At 47.9% G+C, this 22,113-nt stretch carries 20 protein-coding genes; 1 reads left to right on the top strand and 19 read right to left on the bottom strand.

Translation table 11 applies throughout. The annotated features are described in order from the left end of the window. Positions 1-2 precede the first annotated feature (2 nt). Positions 3-851: an urea carboxylase-associated family protein gene (locus IB241_RS12595; RefSeq protein ID WP_192298710.1), complete on the bottom strand. Its 849-nt coding sequence runs from the start codon at positions 849-851 to the stop codon at positions 3-5. 15 nt (positions 852-866) lie between these two features. Next, positions 867-1,511, bottom strand: a complete 645-nt coding sequence (locus tag IB241_RS12590) for a GntR family transcriptional regulator (RefSeq protein WP_192298709.1) — start codon at positions 1,509-1,511, stop codon at positions 867-869. Positions 1,512-1,643: 132 nt separating this feature from the next. On the opposite strand from IB241_RS12590, the gene IB241_RS12585 reads away from it, so the two are divergent. Next, positions 1,644-2,222 (top strand): TetR/AcrR family transcriptional regulator, encoded by a 579-nt coding sequence (locus IB241_RS12585; protein WP_192298708.1) that lies wholly within the window; start codon positions 1,644-1,646, stop codon positions 2,220-2,222. 17 nt (positions 2,223-2,239) lie between these two features. Here IB241_RS12585 and IB241_RS12580 read toward each other — a convergent pair whose 3' ends face one another. The 17 genes from IB241_RS12580 to tviB all read right to left on the bottom strand — a co-directional run bounded on the left by IB241_RS12580 (position 2,240) and on the right by tviB (position 21,368). Further along, positions 2,240-2,572, bottom strand: a complete 333-nt coding sequence (locus IB241_RS12580; protein WP_192298707.1) for a ComEA family DNA-binding protein — start codon at positions 2,570-2,572, stop codon at positions 2,240-2,242. Between the two features lie 284 nt (positions 2,573-2,856). Next, on the bottom strand, positions 2,857-3,465 hold the full coding sequence (locus tag IB241_RS12575) for an HAD family hydrolase (RefSeq protein WP_192298706.1): 609 nt from the start codon (positions 3,463-3,465) through the stop codon (positions 2,857-2,859). Further along, a complete protein-coding gene (locus IB241_RS12570) occupies positions 3,462-4,358 on the bottom strand; it encodes an NAD-dependent epimerase/dehydratase family protein (protein WP_192298705.1) in 897 nt (298 codons plus the stop codon). The genes IB241_RS12575 and IB241_RS12570 overlap by 4 nt, the downstream gene beginning before the upstream one ends. Then, on the bottom strand, positions 4,355-5,422 hold the full coding sequence (locus IB241_RS12565; protein ID WP_192298704.1) for a carboxylate--amine ligase: 1,068 nt from the start codon (positions 5,420-5,422) through the stop codon (positions 4,355-4,357). The genes IB241_RS12570 and IB241_RS12565 overlap by 4 nt, the downstream gene beginning before the upstream one ends. Positions 5,423-5,627: 205 nt before the next feature. Beyond that, entirely contained in the window at positions 5,628-7,622 is a 1,995-nt protein-coding gene (locus IB241_RS12560) for a polysaccharide biosynthesis protein (RefSeq protein ID WP_192298885.1), read from the bottom strand. Positions 7,623-7,692: 70 nt separating this feature from the next. Next, the gene (locus IB241_RS12555) at positions 7,693-8,871 is read right to left on the bottom strand and encodes a DegT/DnrJ/EryC1/StrS family aminotransferase (protein ID WP_192298703.1); all 1,179 of its coding nucleotides are present in this window, start codon (positions 8,869-8,871) and stop codon (positions 7,693-7,695) included. Positions 8,872-8,954: 83 nt separating this feature from the next. After that, positions 8,955-9,548, bottom strand: coding sequence for a sugar transferase (locus tag IB241_RS12550; protein WP_192298702.1), 594 nt, complete (start codon positions 9,546-9,548; stop codon positions 8,955-8,957). A gap of 96 nt (positions 9,549-9,644) precedes the next feature. Beyond that, entirely contained in the window at positions 9,645-10,772 is a 1,128-nt protein-coding gene (locus tag IB241_RS12545; protein WP_192298701.1) for a glycosyltransferase family 4 protein, read from the bottom strand. A 1-nt stretch (position 10,773) separates the two neighbouring features. After that, positions 10,774-12,726 (bottom strand): asparagine synthase (glutamine-hydrolyzing), encoded by a 1,953-nt coding sequence (gene asnB, locus IB241_RS12540; protein ID WP_192298884.1) that lies wholly within the window; start codon positions 12,724-12,726, stop codon positions 10,774-10,776. 105 nt (positions 12,727-12,831) lie between these two features. Continuing rightward, positions 12,832-13,917 carry a glycosyltransferase family 4 protein gene (locus IB241_RS12535; RefSeq protein WP_192298700.1) on the bottom strand — a complete coding sequence of 362 codons (1,086 nt, stop codon included), beginning with the start codon at positions 13,915-13,917 and terminating at the stop codon, positions 12,832-12,834. A 76-nt stretch (positions 13,918-13,993) separates the two neighbouring features. Continuing rightward, the gene (locus tag IB241_RS12530) at positions 13,994-15,088 is read right to left on the bottom strand and encodes an oligosaccharide repeat unit polymerase (RefSeq protein WP_318652597.1); all 1,095 of its coding nucleotides are present in this window, start codon (positions 15,086-15,088) and stop codon (positions 13,994-13,996) included. Positions 15,089-15,150: 62 nt separating this feature from the next. Continuing rightward, positions 15,151-16,065, bottom strand: coding sequence for a glycosyltransferase family A protein (locus IB241_RS12525; protein WP_192298698.1), 915 nt, complete (start codon positions 16,063-16,065; stop codon positions 15,151-15,153). Positions 16,066-16,072: 7 nt separating this feature from the next. After that, positions 16,073-17,335 carry an O-antigen translocase gene (locus tag IB241_RS12520; RefSeq protein ID WP_192298697.1) on the bottom strand — a complete coding sequence of 421 codons (1,263 nt, stop codon included), beginning with the start codon at positions 17,333-17,335 and terminating at the stop codon, positions 16,073-16,075. Beyond that, positions 17,332-18,462, bottom strand: a complete 1,131-nt coding sequence (locus tag IB241_RS12515; protein WP_192298696.1) for a DegT/DnrJ/EryC1/StrS family aminotransferase — start codon at positions 18,460-18,462, stop codon at positions 17,332-17,334. Before IB241_RS12515 ends, IB241_RS12520 begins: the two co-directional genes overlap by 4 nt. 92 nt (positions 18,463-18,554) lie before the next feature. Continuing rightward, entirely contained in the window at positions 18,555-18,959 is a 405-nt protein-coding gene (locus tag IB241_RS12510) for a sugar 3,4-ketoisomerase (RefSeq protein WP_192298695.1), read from the bottom strand. 47 nt (positions 18,960-19,006) lie between these two features. Then, positions 19,007-20,032 (bottom strand): NAD-dependent epimerase/dehydratase family protein, encoded by a 1,026-nt coding sequence (locus IB241_RS12505; protein WP_192298694.1) that lies wholly within the window; start codon positions 20,030-20,032, stop codon positions 19,007-19,009. 58 nt (positions 20,033-20,090) lie between these two features. After that, positions 20,091-21,368, bottom strand: coding sequence for a Vi polysaccharide biosynthesis UDP-N-acetylglucosamine C-6 dehydrogenase TviB (tviB, locus tag IB241_RS12500; RefSeq protein WP_192298693.1), 1,278 nt, complete (start codon positions 21,366-21,368; stop codon positions 20,091-20,093). Between the last annotated feature and the right edge of the window lie 745 nt (positions 21,369-22,113).

Genomic DNA, 22,113 nt, shown 5'->3' with positions numbered 1-22,113 from the left:
GGTTACTCCCAGGCGGCCTTGGCAATCTGCAACCCGTGCTGCCCCTTATAGGCAGCACGTTCCGGCTGGCTCCAGCCATCCAGCAGCGCCTCGTCCAACCGATAGATCTCGACACCCAGCGGACGGCACACCGTCAGGGGGTCCTGGGCGTTGGGCCCCCACATCGGCAGTGACAAGTCCCCGCCCGGGCATGTCGACAGCGCGCACAGCAGATCAATCTCGGCAAAAAACTCCAGGTAATCGCCCTTCTGCGCCGGGCACGCCTTCATGAAATACATATCGTCATGATTGAGGCCGGTGCACTGGAAAATATTCAGCACGTCGTGCACGTCGAATTCCGTCAGGCCGTGGGGCAATACTGCACGCGTCAGGTTCGAATGGCAGTGGTGGTGGAAATCCTCGCCGGTGAGCATGCGGTTCACATAGGGATCGCAGCGCGTGCCAAGCAAATCGTGCAGGCGCCCGCCGTGTTCGTCGATGCCATAGCCCGCCAGGCTGTCATCGGTGATCGTAACCAGCGGCCGCAGGAACGGCAGGTTCGACCACAACCGGTCATGGGTACTGACATGTGCGCCCTGCAACTGCCGCGTGCGTGCCGCCCAGAGGCGCTCGCGCGGATCGTTGGCGTTCCATACATTGAAATCTCCCACCTGCGGACCGACCGGCGTAGTCACCCGGAACACATGCCCTGCCGGCACCTTCCACGCCCTCCCCGTGCGAATCGGCACCTCGAATTGTTCGATCAACGTGCGCTGGTCGGCACGCTCACGAATCCGCTCATAAAACGCGGTGTCGACCTGCAACGCCGAACCTTTGCTGACCTGATAGGCGGCCGGATAGTCTTTGTACATGATGGGGTTCCTCGATCAGGGTTGGGTGAACAGGGCCAGTGACAGACGTTCCGAATCATCCAGGTACACGCTCATCGCTTCGCCTGCCGCCGGTTTGTCCTCCTGGACCAGTAACGTGTAAATCTCACGATCACGCTCCAGCCAAGGCGACTGGAAGCGCTGCTCGTCGGGCGCCGCACAAAACACCAGGCGAAGCTGCGCGATCACCTGGGCGAAAAATTCATCAAACAAGGGGCTGCGCATCAAGCCGACAATCTGCTGGTGGAACACCAGGCTGTGGGTGGCCACGGCACGCCAATCCTCACGCTCCCGCGCCAGGCTGGTGGCATCGATGGCGTTCTGCATGCGCTCAGACTGATCGGATGTCAGCGCGCGGCTTTGAGCGATGGCCTGCAGCTCCAGGGTACGTCGGACGACAAACAAATCGCGCACCTCGTCGCGCTCCAGGCGCCGGACCATGACCCCCTTGTTGCGCACATAACGGGTCAGGCCCTCCTGCCCCAAACGGTGCAACGCTTCGCGGATCGTATTGCGCGACGCGTTGTACCTCTTGACCAATTCCACCTCGACCAATGCCATTCCAGGTAACAACCGCCCGCCGATGATATCGGCGCGCAGCTCCAGGGCGATCTGGTCGGCCAGCGACAAACTGAGCGTCATCTTTACCTCGTGATTGTTGAACAATCTGCGCTGTAGACGTAATCACTTTTCATGCCAACCTGCAGGCCTGTGTGCAGATGCGTAATAACGTTCAACTTGGTTAAACTTCCCCCTCGTTCCCGAGGCCGCCTTATGCGTTACTCCCGAGACCACAAAGCCAAGACTCACCAACGCATCATCAAGGAAGCGTCCGTGCGCTTTCGCCGCGATGGCATTGGCGCCACCGGCTTGCAACCCTTGATGAAGGCGCTGAACCTGACCCATGGCGGGTTCTACGCACACTTCAAGTCCAAAGACGAACTGGTGGAAAAGGCCCTCCTCGCCTCGGCGGCAGAACTCGATGCGCATTGCGAAACACTCTTCAGCCAGGAGCGGCCGCTGGACGCGTTCATCGACAGCTACTTGTCGGACTGGCACCAGGTCTCCCCGGACCAGGGTTGCCCGCTGCCAACCATGTGCTCCGAGTTGGGGATGAGAGGCCAGCCTAGTCCAACAACGGACGCTGTACTCGACGCACGGCTCAAGCAGATTGAAACAGCGCTGGGTGAAGGCCGCGGTGATGCGCAGAGCCTGGTGGTGATGTCGACACTGGTGGGCGCATTGGTGCTGGCCAGGAGTGTCGAGAATCCGCAGTTGGCGGCGCGGATCATGGCGGTGGTGCGCGATACCTTGAAGGCGCAGATACAGGATGACGAAAAGGCCGGTCAATGACCGGCCTCCCTGACGCCTTAGTTGATCGACAGCCTTTCGCGGTTCTTCTCCAGCAGCGCCTTGCCGATCCCCTTCACTTCCAGCAACTCATCTACCGCCGTGAACGGCCCATTGCTATCGCGGTAGGCGATGATCGCCTTGGCTTTGGCAGCACCGATGCCAAACAGATCACGACGCAGGGTCTCGGCGTCGGCGGCGTTCAGGTTCACCTTGGCGGATTGCTCGGCCTTGTTGATCTGCGCGGAAATGGGCGCTGGGGCTTCGGGCTTGATCGAAGGGGCGGCGGTGGTGGTGACGGAGAGAGTGGTGAGGAAAGCGAAGATCAGGGAAGAAATGTAGGTGTTTTGCATAAGTGACGCTCCATGACATCGATAAGAGAAAAGCAGCTTTTCCGAAGCTGCTTTTCAAACTTAGGTGATGTGGGGGATTCGTCAAAGAGGGTTGAGTTACAGGGTGTAAATTTAAGTATTCGAAAGGTGCTTCAGGAAATAAAAAGTCATAGAAAATTATGCAAACCTGAATAAAGGCTATTATTTCGATTCTACCAAATAAAACCAGAAGCAACTTAAAAACTCAAAAACACTCCATGAATCCCTATAACCAAATTGACCATCGAGCCGATAGCGTTCTGATGCTAAAGCGCAAACTCGATGACCGACTCGACAACTCGACTCGGACAGTATTTAAGTAAAGCCTCACGCTTCATAAAACCGGTCAATACCGCACAGGTACTCATACCGAGCGCAGCACCCACCTGTATATCTTTCCCTGTATCGCCAATCACCCAATCAGCCGAACTCAAATCCTTGATGTTTTGCGAAATCAAAAAATCTTTTGTATTGCGCTGTTCGGTAACCATCACACTTTCAAAATACTCGAGCAACTTCAGGCTTTCCAGTTGCACATAGACAGGGTCAACCAACTGACGCGCCGTGCAAACATACAATTTCGCCTCACTTTTCAACCGCGATAAAGCAGCATGCATACCGGAAAAATTCGTATCTATTGAAAGAAATTCCGGACTTTCAATTAAATCCATCCATCGCTCACGAAACTCTATAACCTGCAGTTCTCCAAGGCCGAATTGGCGCGACAAAATCGCCTCATTTGAAAGCCCCGCAAATTTAAAATCCCAGTACTGAATATAATCAAGCCGTGACTCCGGGACCAATTTCTGGAAAAGCTGATATAGGCGAAGACGCGAGTCGATCAGCGTGCCATCGAGATCAAATATAATATTCACTTGAGGCTCTCGAAGTAAGCAAACTCGGCGTTCAGCCCCGACAAGAAAGGTGTCTCTTGAGGTAGCAGATATTTCTTTAACAACGTTGTATCAAAAACAAAGTCGCGCTTAACACCCGAAAATTCGCGCCGAACTATTTCAACGGGCCGACCACTGATTGCAACCAACTCATCCAATACTGTTTTGATTGATACTGCGGTACCACCGACGATGTTAATGACAGAAACCTGTTCCGCCAAGTCAACCGCAGCGAGCAGCGCCGTAACGACATCATCAATATAAATGAAACTTCTTAACTCAGCCCCATCCCCGTACAACTCAACAGTTCCGCCTGCCAGGATACTTGCGATAGTTTTGGGTAGGAATTTCGCGTATTTCTCCTCACCTGGTCCGTAGACGTGGCCGACGCGCAGAATTGTATGATTAATTTTTTTCTCACGGGCAAACAGTGAAACCATTTGTTCGCAGTAAAGCTTAGACCACCCATACAAGGTCGCAGGCACAGTGGGTGTAAGCTCCGAGATCGGAGTGGCGGATGCATACACATCAAGCGTGCTGACAAACAATATCCTGCTCAGTTTACCAAAGGGTAATTTCAGCAACTCTTCAGTGAAATAAACATTACCGTTACACGCACTAAAAATATTGGCTTCGCCGCCACTTTTCGGAGTATAGGCTCCCGCATGGATCAAAACATCGACATTTTCGATCCTGGCAAGGTCCGCGGCCTGCAAACCGAAACCGGGCAAAGATTTATTATAAACAATGCTATAACAGCCCTCGATTTTCCGAGAACTGAACGCAGTGACACTATCCTTCCCCCACAGCGTGATTGCCGCATCTAATAGCCGCTCGCCAATAAAACCAGACGCGCCGGTAATTAAAATATTCATATGAAGATAATCTCATCTCGAATACCTTGCTCGGTAGTCAACCTTGGAGGCGTATCCATACCGCGCAGCCACATAAGGTCATTTGGCAAAGGATTGATGATGGACTCTAGCTGAGGAAACTCCCCGTGCAGTGCAATATCCTTGAAAATCTCAGGCATATTCAAACCTGCCTCGGTAAAAAACTGCACGGTTGTGAAAAATCTGGAAATATTGATTTCAGTAGGATTTGGCACACCATCAAAACCATACGCCATGTCCACACCAAATATACCATGCGGCTTTTCTGAAACAGCCTTTATACAGTTAATTGCTACTTCAGTGGCTTTATCGTTAGCGCAGGTAACCCCAACTTTCGTGACACCTGTAACACCAGAAATACTTCTATTGCCATGAGTCCAACTTCTACGCTCACGTGATTGCGCTACAACCAAATCACCTTCGTGCCAGATAGAAAGCCATGTAATAGTGTTGGGTGTGAGCAACTCAGCAGCTACAAAATCCCCCCAACCGTTATAATGATCAATCCACGACTTAGCCAAGGCAAAGTCATTGGTAGGTATCGCCCCCTTGCCCCCCCCCCCAATAGAGGACGCACGCAACCAAATTTTACCGTCAACATTCCCGAGGGATTTGAATGCCTCTCGCAGATCCTGCTCGTCGTTGATCATAATATTGCGGGGCACTGTAATGCCTGCGCGCTTGAAAGCTTCGTAAGACTTATGCTTATGCACGCACGTATCGATAACTTCATGACTGGGCATAAACAACTTTGTACCCGTTGCAAGAATTTCATCACGTATCAAAGAGGCATGAAAAATCTCAAGATCGTTCTGGAAGTGAACTAAATCTGGCTTCTCGGCATTTAATAGTTGAATCAGCTTGCCCTGGTACTCTGGCGTGTTGGCGTACGGAATATAAAACTTCTTACTTGCCTTTGACAACGCGAGGTCTGAAGGCTCCGACCCCATTCCAATAACCGTATCGCCTTTGGCCCCCATCAAAAGTGAATTGATCACGCCCTCGGACGGTGCCCCACCAGCCCCTGCGATAAGTATTTTAGACATTCCAGACTCCAATCTATGAGGCACAAAACCAAAACTGTGCAAAATAAGTAAACTTTAAAATTAAAAGAGCTAGATATTCAGAGAACACCCTTACTCTCCAACCTGAACACACTCGCTACTTAAGAAGATCATGTCGATCCTCGACAGTGAGCAGACAATCATTCGCATCAATGCCACTGTGCTACGCCTCGGCAGACTATAGCCATTATGGTTCCTGTCGACGTTGTTGATAAACCCAATCGACTATCTCGCCGTCAGGTGAATATCCGCTCACCGTATCACGAAGTAATTGTCGTACCCGACCATAGTCATCGTGATGAATAGCGTCGAGTAGTTCACTCAACTTTGTCTTCAGGACATCCCAGGCGATGTGATCCTCACTGGCACTCATAATCATTGGATGCTGAGTTCCGACTACGTTATCGCCGATCAGCAATTCCTCATAAAGTTTCTCTCCGGGCCGCAGACCGCTGAACTCTATTGCAATGTCTCCATGAGGATTTTTCTCAGACCGCAGACTCAAGCCTGAGAGGTGAATCATTTTTTCCGCCAATTCAACGATCCTAACCGGCTCCCCCATGTCGAGTACAAACACATCGCCGCCCTGCCCCATCGAACCAGCTTGAATAACCAACTGGGCAGCCTCAGGAATGGTCATGAAATACCGGGTAATTTTAGGATGGGTAACCGTTAGCGGCCCCCCAGACTTGATCTGTTTATGGAATAAGGGAATGACTGATCCGGATGACCCTAGCACATTGCCAAAACGAACCATGGTGAAACGTGTTTTATTGACACGAGAGACGTTTGCCTTTTCACCAAACATCACAGGCGCCACTTCCTGACTGAGGGCCTGTAGCGTCATTTCGGCCAACCGCTTGGTACTTCCCATAACGTTAGTTGGCCGCACCGCTTTATCAGTAGAAATCAATACGAAATTGGCAACTCCGGCCTGCAGCGCTGCCTGTGCAGTATTCAAGGTACCGATTACATTATTCAGTACCCCTTCAGCAATATTATGCTCAACCATCGGCACGTGCTTGTAAGCCGCAGCATGATAAACAGTATCTACATGCCAGGTTTTCATCACGTCCAGCAGCTTCGCTGGATCACGAACAGATCCTAGGATCGGTAGGACTCTAACAATCAGCGACTCGCGCGCAATGCGTTGCTCCAACTCAGATAAAATGCAATAAAGATTGAATTCACTGTGTTCGAACATCAACAGAGTAGTAGGACGAAGCTCCAGAATCTGCCTACATAACTCAGAACCAATCGAACCACCAGCACCGGTAACCAAAACCGTTTGCCCTTTAATGCAATGCTCCAGTAGTTCCGCTTGGGCCGGGACAGCATCACGTCCTAAAAGATCGGCTATATCGACTTCCTGAATATCGTCAACCTTTACACGACCGCTCGCAAGGTCCATGAATCCGGGAACGCTACGCACATGCAGAGGATACTTCTCAAGAAGCCCCAAAATCTCACGACGGCGACCACGATTGGAAGAAGGGATCGCCAATAGAATCTCTTGAGCACCTGTAGCATCGATCATTCGCTGAATATGACGCGGTTTGTATACCTGCAAACCCGAAATGACACGATCGGAAATACTGTCGTCATCGTCAATGAACGCTACAGGCCGCATTACACGACCCATTCGTAAAGCAGCAACTAGTTGGTTACCCGCGGCACCGGCACCATAAATCGCAACTCGCGGAAGACCGTTTTCTCGACTGGTAAATGGAACATGCTGAGCAGCCGCGAACCAATCACCCAAGAAATACTGTCGCATCGCCAAGCGCAAACCGCCCACCATTATTAGACTTAACCACCAGTAATTAAAAATAATGGACCTTGGAATAACACTCTGATGATTACTGAACCAATAAACAATCACACCTAGAATAAGAGATGAGAGACAAACAGCTTTGATGATAGCGATGAGCGCATCATTACCGAAGTACCGCATCACAGCGCGGTACATTCCAAACCGAATGAACAAGGGGATGGCGACGACCGGCGCACAGACGAACAACCACAGATGCAGCCTGACCGGATTGGTCATTTCGTCTATTCCCAGGCGCACAACGAACGCAAGCCAAAGCGCACTCCAGACCAAAATCACATCCGTGATCACCTGCAAGACCCGTTTTTGTCTTCGAGGAAGACTCAGCAAGTACGCTCGTATGCGATCCATATACCCCTTGAACACTATTTTGCTCCCAGCGAAATCTTCATTCTGACCATCATTGCGCCATCTCACACAATTATTGGATTGATGCCTCACCCACTATGTCTGTCAATACTCTGCAAGTCATCTGAATTTCACTTTCCGTCAACGTTGGATGGACGAGAAGCATCAAACTCGTCTCACCTAGCTCTTTGGCGTTGGGGAGCCTTTTTGCTGGTCGCCACCCGGTGTTGTCGAATGCTTTTTCGAGATAGACCTCAGAGCACGATCCTGAAAAGGCAGGAACGCCGCGTGCCGCGAATTCGCTCAAGATACGATCACGGGACCAGCCTTCTCTTAAACGTTCTGGGCGTACAAAGAAATAACACTTATAGGCAGCGTGAACATCACCTTCAGGAAAGTCGGGGACTCTCAACGCAGGCAACCGACGTGCAGCCTCCCAAATGCTCTGCGCATTCTGTGCACGCTGAGCGTGCCATGCTTCCATCCGGCGCAACTGAATACGACCAATTACAGCCTGCACCTCAAGCATACGCCAATTGGTACCAAAACTTTCATGTACCCAGCGAAAACCAGGGGCATGGGAGCGCTCGTACACAGCCTCCCAACTCTTGCCATGATCCTTGTACGACCACATCTTCGCCCAAAGATCGCGGTCGTTAGTCGTGACCATGCCACCTTCGCCGCCGGTGCTCATGATTTTATCCTGACAGAAGGACCATGCTCCGATATGGCCTATGGAGCCAACTGGCCGGCCCTTATAGTAAGCCCCGTGCGCCTGCGCACAGTCCTCAATGACTTTCAAGTCATGTTCGGCAGCAAGGCTCATGATTGGATCCATATCACATGGCCAGCCGGCAAGGTGTACACAGATCACTGCTCGTGTACGTGGAGTAATCACTGCTTCAACAGACTTCGCTGTGATGTTTTGCGAGTCAAGATCCACATCAGCGAACACAGGGATGGCACCTGCGTTCACAATGGAAGAAACAGACGCAAGGAATGTTCTGGAGGTTACGATGACCTCATCACCGGAACCAATGCCTAGAGCTACCAGCGCTACGTCCAACGCAACAGTCCCGTTTGCGAGCGCAACAGCATGATTGACGCCCGACCAGGTAGCGAATTCCGCCTCGAACTGACGCGTTTCCTGCCCCGTCCAGTAGTTGACCTTATTTGATAGAACCACATCGCGGACAGCGTCTGCTTCCTCTACCGTGAAAGAAGGCCAGGGAGAAAATGTTGTTCCTAACATGGAAACTCCTTATGTATTTATAAAAGCAAAAGCATGCAACACTGATCGGCTAATTTACAGCGCCCAGGTGCATCAGTCCTTTTTCACTTAGTGCCTGTAAACTTATTCATTGTTGCTACGCCGTCAGCACTAATACCCTCTCTGACGAAAACCTTCTTGACAGTCATCACGATTATTTTAAGATCTATCCAGAGCGATCTTCTTTCAACATACCAAATATCGAGTTTAAATTTTTCTTCCCAGCTAAGGGAGTTGCGTCCATTTACCTGAGCCCAGCCAGTGATGCCAGGTCTTACATCGTGGCGCCGATACTGCTCAGCACTATACAAAGGCAAATACTCCATCAATAACGGCCTAGGGCCGACGATACTCATGTCCCCCTTGAGTACGTTCAGAAGGCTAGGCAATTCATCAAGGCTGGTGGAGCGCAAGAAGCGACCGAATCTGGTCAGGCGATCAGAATCGGCCAGCGGAACTCCATGTTGATCGCAATCATCACGCATAGTACGAAATTTGACCAGCGTAAAGGGTTTGCCATTCAGCCCCGGTCTGACCTGCTTAAACAGCACCGGCGACCCAAGCTTCTTCCTGACGAACCAAGCCACGACAATCATGACTGGAGCAAATAAAAAAAGACCGCATACAGATGCAAAAATATCAAATGAACGCTTAAGCATAATCTACCCAGTAGAGAAATAAGGCTGGCTTCAACCCTGTGCTAACAAAAACACAAACACCATAGATTCCAAGCCACATCCTATGGTTTACAAGCACTAAATACCCATTCCATCCAACATAACTTCGTTGACCTTTTTCACGTCGTACTTAATCTCGCACAAATGCCGGGACTGCTTCCCCATCGTCTGGATGAGCTCGGGGCACTCGACGAAACGCAACATCGCCGCTGTGAGTTCACTGACGTCCTTCACTGGTATCAAGAACCCATTTTCGCCGTCAATAACAGTCTCTCTGCAGCCTGGTGCATCGGTGGTAATAATAGGCCTGCCCATGGCCATCGCCTCAAGTACTGTACGAGGAGTTCCCTCACGATAAGAGGGCAGAACATACACGCTTGAATCAGAAATTGCGGGGCGGACATCTTTCAGACGCCCGAGAAACTGAACTGTACCGTCAGCAATCCACGCGTCTAATTCGTCAGGTGAAATCTTGTCGGGATTTTCGTCGATCCATCCCACAATCTTGAATACAACGCCCTCATGCTTGGCCTTAACGGCCCGGGCGGCCGCAACGAACTCACGTACCCCTTTATCGCCAAGAAGTCGGGCGATTAAAAGAAAACTGACCGATCCGGGGAGTGGTACGACACCAAAATTGCTAAGATCGACACCTGAGCCGTTTACGACCGTAGACGGTGTCTCGGAAGCGATTAATCGCATCTCCTTGAAAAGCGCCTCATCATCAGGGTTCTGAAAGAAAACCCTCGTAGCAGGTCGCAGCGCCAATGCATACAAATGCTGCACCAGCGACTGGAGCAATCCGCGTCCACCACGCCCCGGATTAGTCGCGTGTTGAAACGCGTAACCTAAGCCGGTAATGAGCGCAAAACGACGGCGAACTCTCATCAGGCGCGCGGCCAGCAAGCCATAGATTACTGGTTTCACTGTATAAGCCAGGACGGCTTCTGGATTGACGCGCACCATTAGCTTACAAAGCGAGATAAACGCCATGAGATCTGCGAACGGGTTCGTTCCCACACGCTGCAAAGGTATTTCGTATACTGTTATACCTTTGCTTTCCAGATCTGCTCTAACGGCACTTCCAGCGGGTAACCCTGGAGCAGCAACACTCACCGAGAGACCTCTCGCAAGCAAAGCATCCAACAAAGGTCCCCGAAAATTAATCAATGAGTCCGCGTAGCTAGCAATCACAAGAAATTTCATATCATTGTTCCGCCAACCACGCCTGAAACATCAAAATGTCCCACAAATGATGTTGCCAATTTTTCCGCCCACTCAAGTGCTCCGCCCACTTACGGCGAATCGGCTCTGGGTGAAGGTAGCCTTCTCGTCGGAGCCGCGATTCATCCAAGAGCTCCTCAGCCCACTCTCGTAAAGGTCCTCTCAACCAACTGTCCAGCGGGATGCCAAAACCTTGCTTCGGGCGCTCGATAAGATCTTTAGGAACGTGACGGTACAGCACCTCTCGTAACAACCATTTACCTTGACCACCACGTATCTTGTATTCCAACGGCATCCGCCAGGCCAGCTCAACCACCCGATGATCAAGCATCGGCACCCGAGATTCAAGGCTCACAGCCATAGACGCGCGGTCCACCTTGACGAGGATGTCATCAGGCATATAAATCTGTGCATCCATTGCCATCATCCAATGCTCAAAGCTATCGGCGGCTGGCCATTCATTTTTATTTGTAAAAAGCGTTTGAGGTTCACACGCGCCGATAACCACACTGGCAGGATCGTCCCAGTGACTATTCAGTTGATGATAAAACGCTTCCCCACTGGTAAGCCCAAGTACCGATGCGAGCTTATGAGCCTTATCTCCCGGGGTTACCAAATGCATCCGCTCTGGTAACAGAGGTTTAGTTAATGCAAATAGGCGATCCCAGCTAGCTGGAGAAAGAGACCGCAAGATTTTGGAAGCGCCACTACGCGCAAACCCAGGCAGACGGTGCATGCGCTGCCAAACTTTACGCGCGGTCAAATAACGATTATAACCACCAAACAACTCATCGCCACCATCGCCACTAAGAACTACAGTCACGTCTTGTCGGGCCATTTGACTAACAAGAAAAGTTGGAATCTGGGAGCTATCACTGAAAGGCTCAGAATAAATCGACGCCAATCCAGGAATAACTCTAAGTGCATCTTGAGGACGAACATAAAGTTCGGAATGATCTGTGCCCAGATGCTTCGCTACTGCTTTAGCATATATGGCTTCATCATATGCAGCCTCATCGAAACCGATAGTAAACGTGCGAACCGCACGTGTACTTTGGGCCTGCATTAATGCAACAACCACACTACTGTCGACACCACCACTCAGGAACGCACCGAGAGGTACATCAGCAAGCATCTGTTGACCGATACTATGTAGAAGTGTACTTTCCAATGCATCCGTAGCCTCAACTTCGGAACCTTCAAAGGGGTTCGCGAGCCCTGCTTCTACGACACTATTTACAGACCAATATGCCTGCGGACCAGCATCTTTAGCTGCACTTGGGTTGCCCAAATTCAGCGTGATGTAATGACCAGGACGAAGCTTGTTGATATTTTTGAAAATGCTGTAGGGTGCAGGAATACAGCTGTAGCGCAACATAAGCGCCAAGGAATTACGGTCAACTTCTGCCTTGAATCCTGGATATGCTTTTATGGCACTCAACTCGGATCCAAATAAAAGAACATCACCTTGCCAGCCCCAATAAAGTGGCTTTTCACCCATACGGTCCCGTGCGAGCGTCAGTATTTGCTCATGCCTGTCCCAAAGTGCAAACGCAAACATCCCCACCGACGCCTTTAGGGCTTTATCAACACCCCATCGAACTAGGCACTCAAGCAAAACCTCAGTATCTGAATGCCCGCTCCACGCCACAGAGGCACCTTCATCAGCTAGCTGACTACGGAGCTGGTTATGATTATAAATTTCGCCATTGAACGTCAGGACGTATCGTTGATCTGCTGAGTGCATGGGCTGGTGGCCAGCACTCGTGAGATCGACTATCGCCAAACGTCGATGCCCAAGTGCAAGACCGCAGTCATCAATCCAAACACCCGCATCATCAGGTCCACGATAAGCTATGGCGTCGTTCATTTTTGAAATGCAATCGTAAAGCTGAGCGGGCTTAGAAAGGTCAAAAAGACCACTTATTCCACACATTGTTAACGAATCCTGAATTTGAGCACTTGGACGAAAAAAACGCACACATATCTTAAAAAATCAAATGAACATGAGCACAAACAACACCAGAGCCGGCCAACGCTGTTATGCATGGTCGAGGCTTTCTCCCGCACGTCCAAGTATATCTCTAATCCGAGGAGCTTGAATCTGTAAGGAAAAAGTTTGCTCGACAGCATGACGCCCGTTCCGCCCATAACTGGACCGCAGTTTTTCGTCACTCAACAGCTTGCCCAAACAATCTCGCCAATCAGAAAGATCCACCGCCAACATACCGCACTGATTCCCCTCGACGATGTCGACGTTTACACCAACCGGCGAAGCAATGACTGGCACACCGCAAGCCATGTATTGAATGAGTTTATATCCACATTTCCCTTTTTCCCAGTCTCCATCAACGAGAGGCATTATTCCAATATCCAATAGCTGAATAAAGCCCGTTTCAGCATCCTCGCTCCAAGGATGAAGCTCTATATCGACACCTTCGAATTCGCTAAGAACTCCTGCCCCCGCCCCCATGAGTACCAGGCGAGCGTCGTATGTCTCACACGCTTCCCTGAGCGCATCCCGAATCTGGACAACGTATTTTTCGGTTGAGGGCGACCCAATCCATCCAATCGTAAGTTTCCTATTTCGTTGCGACGCTTCCCCAGAATATCTTAAATAGTCAACAACGGTAGGAACAACTTCAATGCTTGACGCACCAGCATTAGCTGCCCTTTGGGCCAGATAATTATTTCCAGCGACTACACAATGTGCGTATCGCATTACAATATCAATTTTCGAGCCTAACAGCGCTCTAACAAAAACGTTTTTTGACAAATCATAGTTATGAAAAATAGCATCATCGTAGTCAACAACGTACGGAATACCCAAAACCTTTAGCAACCGCTCCACTGTGGCGGGCAAGAAAGGAAATATTTCCTTCTCGATCCAAATTACATCATATTTTCCCACTTGGAAAAGAACCAAAAAACGCGCTATATACCGCTTGAGCGTCAGCCAATGGGAGCGGCCTCGCCCCTGATACAGGGACTCTAAATATTGGTCATCAAAAAGAGTTTGAACTTTTACCTGTACGCCATCACTTTCCAAGTAAGGCAAATACTGTAGCGCTCTAAGTCGGGTACTGGCGCCCATACGAGAGTATTTTGACAACAACAAAACCTTCATATCAACCAAAACTCCAAACCATCACAAGCAAACTTTGAAAGGCACAACCAACCATTGCCCACCACAATCAATAGCACTAATTCCGCCCAATGAAACGACCAGCAAACAGCGGAATAAATATTAACGCCAAATACAAATACGTGGTTAACGAGAACTGCCAGGCGTAAAACATCATAATCAACGCATACATGTAACAACTCAGCAAGGCCAGGTAATAACCTTTCCGCTTCATCGCCAACACTCGTAACAGAGCAAAAACGCCACCGAGAAATGCCATACTGACTATGACTGCTGGAGTTCCTCCAGCCAGATACGGAGACGCCGCATAGGTAAGAACGTTGAAATCACGGTCAGTAAGCCCAAGATCGAGCGGTGCGCACGAATACAAGCCGAGCGAGATAATGTCAATTAACTTACCAAACACAAGATCAGCGCAACCTAAATATTCCCTCCCCTCAGTCCATACCGAAAACGCCGTCACCGCATAGGAAAAGTACTTTAATAAAAAATCATAGCTATTGTCCCCGCCGGTTTTCCCAGTACCAATAGCAACGATAATAAACAATGCGACCAGCAGGGCAAATGAAACGAGTAGCCCCTTGAGCTTGACCCAGCCCTCGTTAATCGCCGTATACCCGATCGCAACAAACAAAAAAAGCATACTTGTTCTTTCGGCCATGCTAAATGCAGAGACCAAGTAAATCGAAGCGGCAATAATGCAAGGAAACGCTCTTTTCCTCTGCGCATAGTAAAGTGCCAACGCCAAAGAAAACAACGCGAAGTGCTGCGCACCGTAGGAAGGCTGATGTTCCCATGTATTTGCAATTCGCAGTGCCAACAAAACACTATCGTACTGCCCACTCATCCCGACGGCAATAATCTTGTAAAGGCAAAGAATAAGGCCTACAAAAGACAAAACCCAGTAGAGCTGTACAACAAACAAATACGGTACAGAGACCTCCTTCTTGGGCGTTATAAAATTCGTCAACAACAAGAACGCATAAACCAAAAAATAAAGCACAACAAACGAAAGCACGCCTAACAAATATACACTATGCCCCCACTCCCACTCTTGCTCTAATGCAAAAATATTTGCGGCAAACATCAACGTCGTTATGAACAATAAAATGAAGACCGGGGACACTAATGCGTTCTTAAAATAATTTCCCACTTAAGCCACCGTCTAGAGACACGCAAATACTTTGACGAAACCAACATACCACCATTGAACCATTACGCAATAAATCTAGCGCAAATCTTGCGACATAGCAGCTCAATCATAGCAGGCAGTGCACTCAGAACATATTTCGGTTCTGAAGCAGCAAGCATCGCACGTATTGCGCTAAAATCTCGAACTTTAATTGCGGACAATATATAGGAAGCAAGTACACGAGAAATCGCCTTGACCTTTATCGACTCCGGTGCTAGAGATGCGATAACAGCCGAAACCATAGAATATTGTCTTCTTATATTTTTATAACTATTAGAACTATGCTGCCGATATCCGACCACGCAAAACTCAGGAGCGAAAAAGAAGTCCGTGTTCAGTAGAGGATATTTCAATAACATTTTTACAAACGTCGGATAGTCATCCAGCACCAAGTTCGAATCCCATCCACCAATCGCTCTTAAAGCCTCGGTCCTGAAAACTGTCGATTGCAAAAGCAATGGAGATGGGTAATTCAAAAATAAACTGCGCGCGATAGACTCAGGTGGCAACCTGAAAAATACATCCTGAGCGCGTCCATAGACGGAAAGTTTTTTTTCTGGCGCATCATCATAAAATGCATATCCACCACCCACGATAAATTTTGCATCTGGATTATTGATTAATTCTCTGACACTTTTACTAATACCCTCGGCATTAGGTAAATCGTCAGATGCAACCAAGTAGAAAAACTCTGTAACCGCTGCATCAAGCCCTAGGTTCAACGACGATACAAGTCCAGAATTTTTCTTACAGACAAGCTCAATTGAGTGATCATTCAAACGCTCCATATACTCTTTAACTACACCCACAGTTCCGTCTGTGGACCCATCATCAACGACCAATATCTTCCGCCCTGGAATATCTACAGATCTAGCCGCGTCCAAACAGTCAACTATATAATTTTCATGATTGTAAGAAGGAATCAAAAGAGTAATCATTACAAACTCAATCCAATTTATTTAATGACTTAAGTTTATGGGACATACAAACTCCCATCACAACCCAATAAGCAGCATAGTTAAGCGCATAAGCGATCGTCACGCCTTGCAGGTCAAACTGATGAGTAAAAACCCAAGACAGCAGCACAAAAGAGCACGAAAAAATAACTTCCGTAATCATAAAGAGCTTAAACATTGCTTTACCCAGCATTAAATAGGCCAGGACCCAACTGCCGATTTTCAACACATCGCCCAGCATTTGCCAAGCAAACAAATCGATCATGGGCAAGAACTCAGGGGTGAATAATAGACTTACAATTAGCTCGCGAAGTAAGTATATGATTAACGCTCCTGCTGCAGCCAAAGGTAAAATTATCTTATAGCCCTTGATTATCTCGGCACGAATCTGGTCGGAATTCTTAAGCTCTGAGAAACGCGGCAAATAATATACACTCAGGGTCGTGGTAATCAGCATCAAATAAGCTGCACTTAATCTGGTCAGCGCCTCCCAATAACCTGCAGCCTCCCAACCGAAACTTTGCCCAATGTGATTGCGAACCAGAATTTGGCTCAGAGGAACACATGCTACCGAGGTCAATGACATCGCCGTATACTTAGCCAAATCACGCGCAACCCCCGAATCAATTCGACCTAGAAAGTATTTAAACTTAAACCAAGGCGCACGATAGGAAAGCCACAACGTAACAAAAAAACTCAACGACTGATAAACAGCCAACGCTACCAGAGCGCCATATAATCCCCAGGCAATTGCCATGCAACTTGTCACTGCTAACGCGAACAAGCTTCCGGCTATATTCGATATGACGTAGCGACCTATCTCCTTCTTACCATTTAAAACGGCAAGCAACAAAGCATTCAAAACGAATAGTACCAATGTTATCGCGAACCAAACAAAGACACTACCGAGAGCACGATCATTTAAAAAAAACAGCGCCAATTCTTTATTAAATACGACAACAGCAACACCAGTAATGACCGAACTCAGCAAAGAAATACTTCCCGCAGTCCTCCACACTGTATGCTGCTTAACTTCATCCTCGAAATGCTCAGCAGTATACTTAGTCACACCAGCATTAATCGCACCACTTGCAAACGCGGTAATCATTTGCACCGCGTTTTGGAATTGTCCGAGGGACGCATACCCAACCGGCCCAACGTAAATCGCAAGAATCTTATTGATACCCAACAATGTGAGCATACGAACCGCAACTGCTATTCCGTTGAGCAAACTAGTTTTGAGAAACGTCATTCTATCGTAGCGCCAATATAGCTATTACACGCAAGGATAACTAACTTAATATCATCCATATCCATGTTTGGCGAGATTGGCAAACTAATGACCTCAGCATGAATATCCTCAGTAACCTCAAAGTTAAGGTCGGACCATTCTGCATAGGCTTGTTGCTTATGGGGAGGGATAGGATAGTGTATCAATGTCTCTACATTCTTGGAGCGCAAATGCTCTTGAAAGGCCTTCCGATCCTTGCAACGAATAACGAACAAATGCCAAACGTGCCCCGAGAACTTTTCAACATCAACTAAGTCCGAAAAAGGCAACTGCAGTAATTCATTCTTTATCCCTGCCATATAAGCAGCCGCTACGCTTCGACGATTATTGGTATCACGATCCAAATGCCTAAGCTTCACGCGCAGCATTGCTGCTTGCAATTCATCCAGGCGACTATTAACGCCTTTGAATAGATTGTTGTATTTTACTTTTGACCCATAATTCCCTAAGGCACGGATCGTCTCTGCCAGGTCTTCATCATCGGTAGTTACCGCGCCCGCATCACCTAACGCGCCAAGATTTTTTCCGGGATAAAAGCTGAAGGCTGAAGCATCTCCCCAACTTCCAGCTTTTTTACCATCAACACCCGCGCCATGAGATTGCGCGGAATCTTCCAGTACTAAAAGATTATGTTTTTTTGCTATCGCCATTACAGCGCCCATGTCACAAATACGGCCATACAAATGAACCGGAAGTATCAACTTTGTGCGACTAGTTAGAGCCTGCTCCACATTTTTTGGGCATATATTAAATGTTTCGGGATCGGGCTCAACCAAAACAGGAACTAAATTATTCTCAGTGATCGATAAAATGCTAGCAATGTAAGTGTTCGCAGGCACGATAACTTCGTCACCATCCTTCAAGCGCCCCATCACTTTCCATGCTCTTATAGTCAGCGTCAAAGCGTCCAAGCCGTTCGCAACGCCGACACAATGCTTCACACCACAATAATTAGAAAACTCGGACTCAAATGCACTGACTTCCGCTCCAGAAATATACCATCCAGAGTCTATCACTCGAGTGCACGCACTTATCAACTCGTCGCGATATGCAGAATTAATACCTTTTAAATCGAGAAAGCCTACCATTTGAATAATCCAATTAATTTCCTGAAGAAACTTGCACGGCTGTCAATCAGCGAACAAGCCTTTAATATAAAATACAAATAAAAAATTATATGTTATTTTTTACAAGCACCTTCCAAAAATTCATCATAATCTCGAATATAGTCTGCTTCGTCGTAGGCTGCACTCGCCAGAACCAAGAGTACGCACTGCTCACTAAAATCGTGCATTTCGCGCCACAACCCACCTTCGATGAGTATTCCCTTTGTCGCGCAATCGAGCCAGACATCTTCACGTGTGATGCCATTATCTAAAACCATGCGGCATTTGCCCACCAAGCATATAGCAACTTGTTTCAGGCTTCGATGAGCATGAAAACCGCGACTGACGCCCTCAGCGGTCCGATAAATGTAATAAACCCGCTTTATTTCGAAAGGAACGATCTTACCTTGCTCAATAGAAACAAGACTGCCTCGTTCATCACCTAACGTTTGAAAATCTATCCATTTTACAAGACTCATCACGCCCCTCCCATCACAGCCATATATATCAGTGAATCATGAAGTCATTATTTTAAAAACTTAACATACCAAGGCATCGCCTTCTCCACTCCTCCGTCTATAGAGTAAGTGGGTGCATACCCCAGCTTAGTTTTTATTTTACTGATGTCTGCTTGCGAGTGCCTGACATCACCATCACGAAACTCCCGATATACCGGCTCTTTTGTATAAACCACTCCATTCAAATTCAATTCATTTTTCATCGCAACAAACAAACCATTCAGCGTTGTACGACCACCGACGGCAACGTTATAAATCTGATTTCTCGCGCCATCATCTTCGGTAGTTGCCGCGAGTATATTTGCCTGAATAGTATTCTCGATAAAACAAAAATCCCTGCTTGTTTCTCCATCGCCATTGATGAATATAGTTTCACCCTTGATCATGGATGCGGCCCACTTTGGAATAACTGCCGCATAGGCACCGTCAGGATCTTGCCGTTTGCCAAACACATTAAAGTAACGAAGACCTATACTATTAAAGTTATAGCAGCGTGCAAACACATCGGCGTACAACTCGTTCACGTACTTTGTAACAGCATAAGGGGATAGCGGATTTCCGATAACGTCCTCTACTTTTGGTAACCCTGGATGATCACCATATGTCGAACTGCTTGCAGCATAGGTGAAGCTACTGACACCTGCATCACGCGCAGCAAGCAGCATGTTAAGGAAACCGTCAATATTGGTCTGATTAGTGCTGATGGGGTCGTTCAGAGATCTTGGAACCGAACCTAATGCGGCCTGATGAAGCACATAATCGACAGCGTGACATGCTTCACGGCAACAATTTAAATCTCTAATATCGCCTTCAATAAACTTCAAACGCATCCATTGTTCATCACTTACAGACCGTTGGACTTCTTTTAGATTTCGATGATGACCCGTAGAGAAGTTATCCAACCCAATAACGTGCTGATTGAGCTTAAGCAACGTCTCAAGAAGATTTGAACCTATAAAACCCGCGACACCAGTAATGAGCCAGGTCTTCGGCGCACGGATAAGTGATTCCAGTACATTTTCATAACGAGTCATTGGTTGCGCTCCTAAAATTTTATACCGACCCTAGTTAAGTCAAGCCTTCCTTGCTTGATTACAATCGTATATCGGATTGGTCACGATCTAAAAGATATTTCAAGTCGTATAAAATATGTTTTGCCTTTCCTAAAGAGCGAATACGTTCTGCGCCCATTGCTCGAAACTCGTTGTGCGCTACTGCTAGTACTATTGCATCATAACTATCAGTCACCGGAACCGCTATTGGACTAATGGAATATTCATGCTGAGCCTCTGACGGATTTACCCATGGGTCATACACATCCACTTCAATGTTGTACTCACCTAATTCACGCACAATATCCACTATTCGAGTATTGCGAAGATCTGGGCAATTCTCCTTGAAAGTCAAACCCATGATGAGCACTTTTGCTCCATCAACGTGAATACGCTTTTTAAGCATAGCCTTTACTAATTGCGAAACTACATATGCACCCATACCGTCATTCAGACGGCGCCCAGCCAGAATAATTTCTGGGTGATAGCCTATCGACTGAGCTTTATGAGTCAAATAGTACGGATCAACGCCAATACAATGTCCGCCTACCAGACCTGGGCGGAAGGGTAAAAAATTCCACTTCGTTCCAGCTGCCTCTAGGACAGCTTCAGTATCTATCCCCATCTTGTTGAAAATAATAGCCAACTCATTAATAAGTGCAATATTAAGGTCACGCTGCGTATTTTCAATAACTTTGGCAGCTTCGGCAACTTTTATGCTGCTTGCCTTATGAGTTCCTGCGGTAATAATTTGTCGATATAAAGCATCTACTAAATCCGCCACTTCCGGAGTAGAACCTGATGTGACTTTTTTAATAGTCGTTACGCGATGTTCCTTATCGCCAGGATTGATGCGCTCTGGACTGTAACCGGCGAAGAAGTCGACGTTAAACTTCAACCCTGAATATTTCTCTAGCACTGGAACGCAGTCTTCTTCGGTCGCGCCTGGATAAACAGTTGATTCATAAATAACCAAATCCCCCTGTTTAAGCACTCGTCCAATTGTTTCTGATGCCTTAATCAACGGTGTTAGATCTGGCTGATTATACTGATCAATCGGAGTTGGCACGGTGACAATAAAAACATTACATCCTTTCAGCACATCTGACTTAGCACTGAAGCTTAAATGCTTTGCTGCTTTTAACTCGTCGTCATTTACTTCTAATGTGCCATCACGCCCTTCATTCAAAGCATCAATTCGAGCTTGATTTATATCAAAGCCAATAACCGAACGATGCTTTCCAAACTCAACAGCCAATGGCAAACCGACGTACCCCAAGCCAACAACAGCGAGCTTTATATCTTCAAGTGACAGCATGTATTTATTCCGTGATAAATGTTTAAAATAATCGCTCTATGTTTTTTTCGTTGAAAAATTTCTTCAATATGAGCAACTCAATTAGAAAATCTCTCTGATCATCGATTAAAGGATTTTTCTGATATTGAATGCTCACATCATTGGGACCACTTTAGAGCATTCAAACACCACAGCAGATCCCAAAGCATTGATGCCGTGCCGTACACAAGACCAAATTTCAACACGCTACCGCCCCGGGATTTAAGCCTTGGATGCGGCGCTGAGTAGCGAGCGCTCCCCTACCTCCGTGGTATGGGCATGCGAGCTCGTTGCCGACAGAAAAACACTCTGACCAATTCAGCACATTGATTAGCAAAACCACCCGGCGCCATCCATCTGACGTCATGAAAATGGAATCACGATAAGCTGTTGTGCTATCCAATATGAGCACTTCCTTAACCATAGCGTATGTAGAAGAATCTCTAAAGCGACCTCGGTCGTTGAAATTTCGAATCACGCACAAGCTCGCTGCCAAAGGAGAAGGAGTAAAAGCAACTGCCAGCTCAACCCCTTGCATACATCTTAGTGAACCCTATCCAGGTCAACGAGGAGGCAAATCAAGAGCCCTCCCCCGACAAAAGCTATTTACTGGCGATCCATCCAGTAAGCATTTCACTCCAAACGCAGGCACAACCCTGATATTTCACTTGCCACGATGGTTTTCATCGGCATGTTCGCTCCCCCCAGGCCTGCGCTGAACCCAATT

It is taken from the genome of Pseudomonas sp. PDM05 (assembly GCF_014851685.1).
Taxonomy (GTDB): Bacteria; Pseudomonadota; Gammaproteobacteria; order Pseudomonadales; family Pseudomonadaceae; genus Aquipseudomonas.
This window is presented reverse-complemented; position numbering and strand designations above follow the sequence as displayed.

Coding starts and splice junctions, on each gene's coding strand:
- IB241_RS12595 (WP_192298710.1), bottom strand. CDS start 851: ATGTACAAAGACTATCCGGCCGCCTATCAGGTCAGCAAAGGTTCGGCG.
- IB241_RS12590 (WP_192298709.1), bottom strand. CDS start 1,511: ATGACGCTCAGTTTGTCGCTGGCCGACCAGATCGCCCTGGAGCTGCGC.
- IB241_RS12585 (WP_192298708.1), top strand. CDS start 1,644: ATGCGTTACTCCCGAGACCACAAAGCCAAGACTCACCAACGCATCATC.
- IB241_RS12580 (WP_192298707.1), bottom strand. CDS start 2,572: ATGCAAAACACCTACATTTCTTCCCTGATCTTCGCTTTCCTCACCACT.
- IB241_RS12570 (WP_192298705.1), bottom strand. CDS start 4,358: ATGAATATTTTAATTACCGGCGCGTCTGGTTTTATTGGCGAGCGGCTA.
- IB241_RS12565 (WP_192298704.1), bottom strand. CDS start 5,422: ATGTCTAAAATACTTATCGCAGGGGCTGGTGGGGCACCGTCCGAGGGC.
- IB241_RS12560 (WP_192298885.1), bottom strand. CDS start 7,622: ATGGATCGCATACGAGCGTACTTGCTGAGTCTTCCTCGAAGACAAAAA.
- IB241_RS12555 (WP_192298703.1), bottom strand. CDS start 8,871: ATGTTAGGAACAACATTTTCTCCCTGGCCTTCTTTCACGGTAGAGGAA.
- IB241_RS12550 (WP_192298702.1), bottom strand. CDS start 9,548: ATGCTTAAGCGTTCATTTGATATTTTTGCATCTGTATGCGGTCTTTTT.
- IB241_RS12545 (WP_192298701.1), bottom strand. CDS start 10,772: ATGAAATTTCTTGTGATTGCTAGCTACGCGGACTCATTGATTAATTTT.
- asnB (WP_192298884.1), bottom strand. CDS start 12,726: ATGTGTGGAATAAGTGGTCTTTTTGACCTTTCTAAGCCCGCTCAGCTT.
- IB241_RS12535 (WP_192298700.1), bottom strand. CDS start 13,917: ATGAAGGTTTTGTTGTTGTCAAAATACTCTCGTATGGGCGCCAGTACC.
- IB241_RS12525 (WP_192298698.1), bottom strand. CDS start 16,065: ATGATTACTCTTTTGATTCCTTCTTACAATCATGAAAATTATATAGTT.
- IB241_RS12520 (WP_192298697.1), bottom strand. CDS start 17,335: ATGACGTTTCTCAAAACTAGTTTGCTCAACGGAATAGCAGTTGCGGTT.
- IB241_RS12515 (WP_192298696.1), bottom strand. CDS start 18,462: ATGGTAGGCTTTCTCGATTTAAAAGGTATTAATTCTGCATATCGCGAC.
- IB241_RS12510 (WP_192298695.1), bottom strand. CDS start 18,959: ATGAGTCTTGTAAAATGGATAGATTTTCAAACGTTAGGTGATGAACGA.
- IB241_RS12505 (WP_192298694.1), bottom strand. CDS start 20,032: ATGACTCGTTATGAAAATGTACTGGAATCACTTATCCGTGCGCCGAAG.
- tviB (WP_192298693.1), bottom strand. CDS start 21,368: ATGCTGTCACTTGAAGATATAAAGCTCGCTGTTGTTGGCTTGGGGTAC.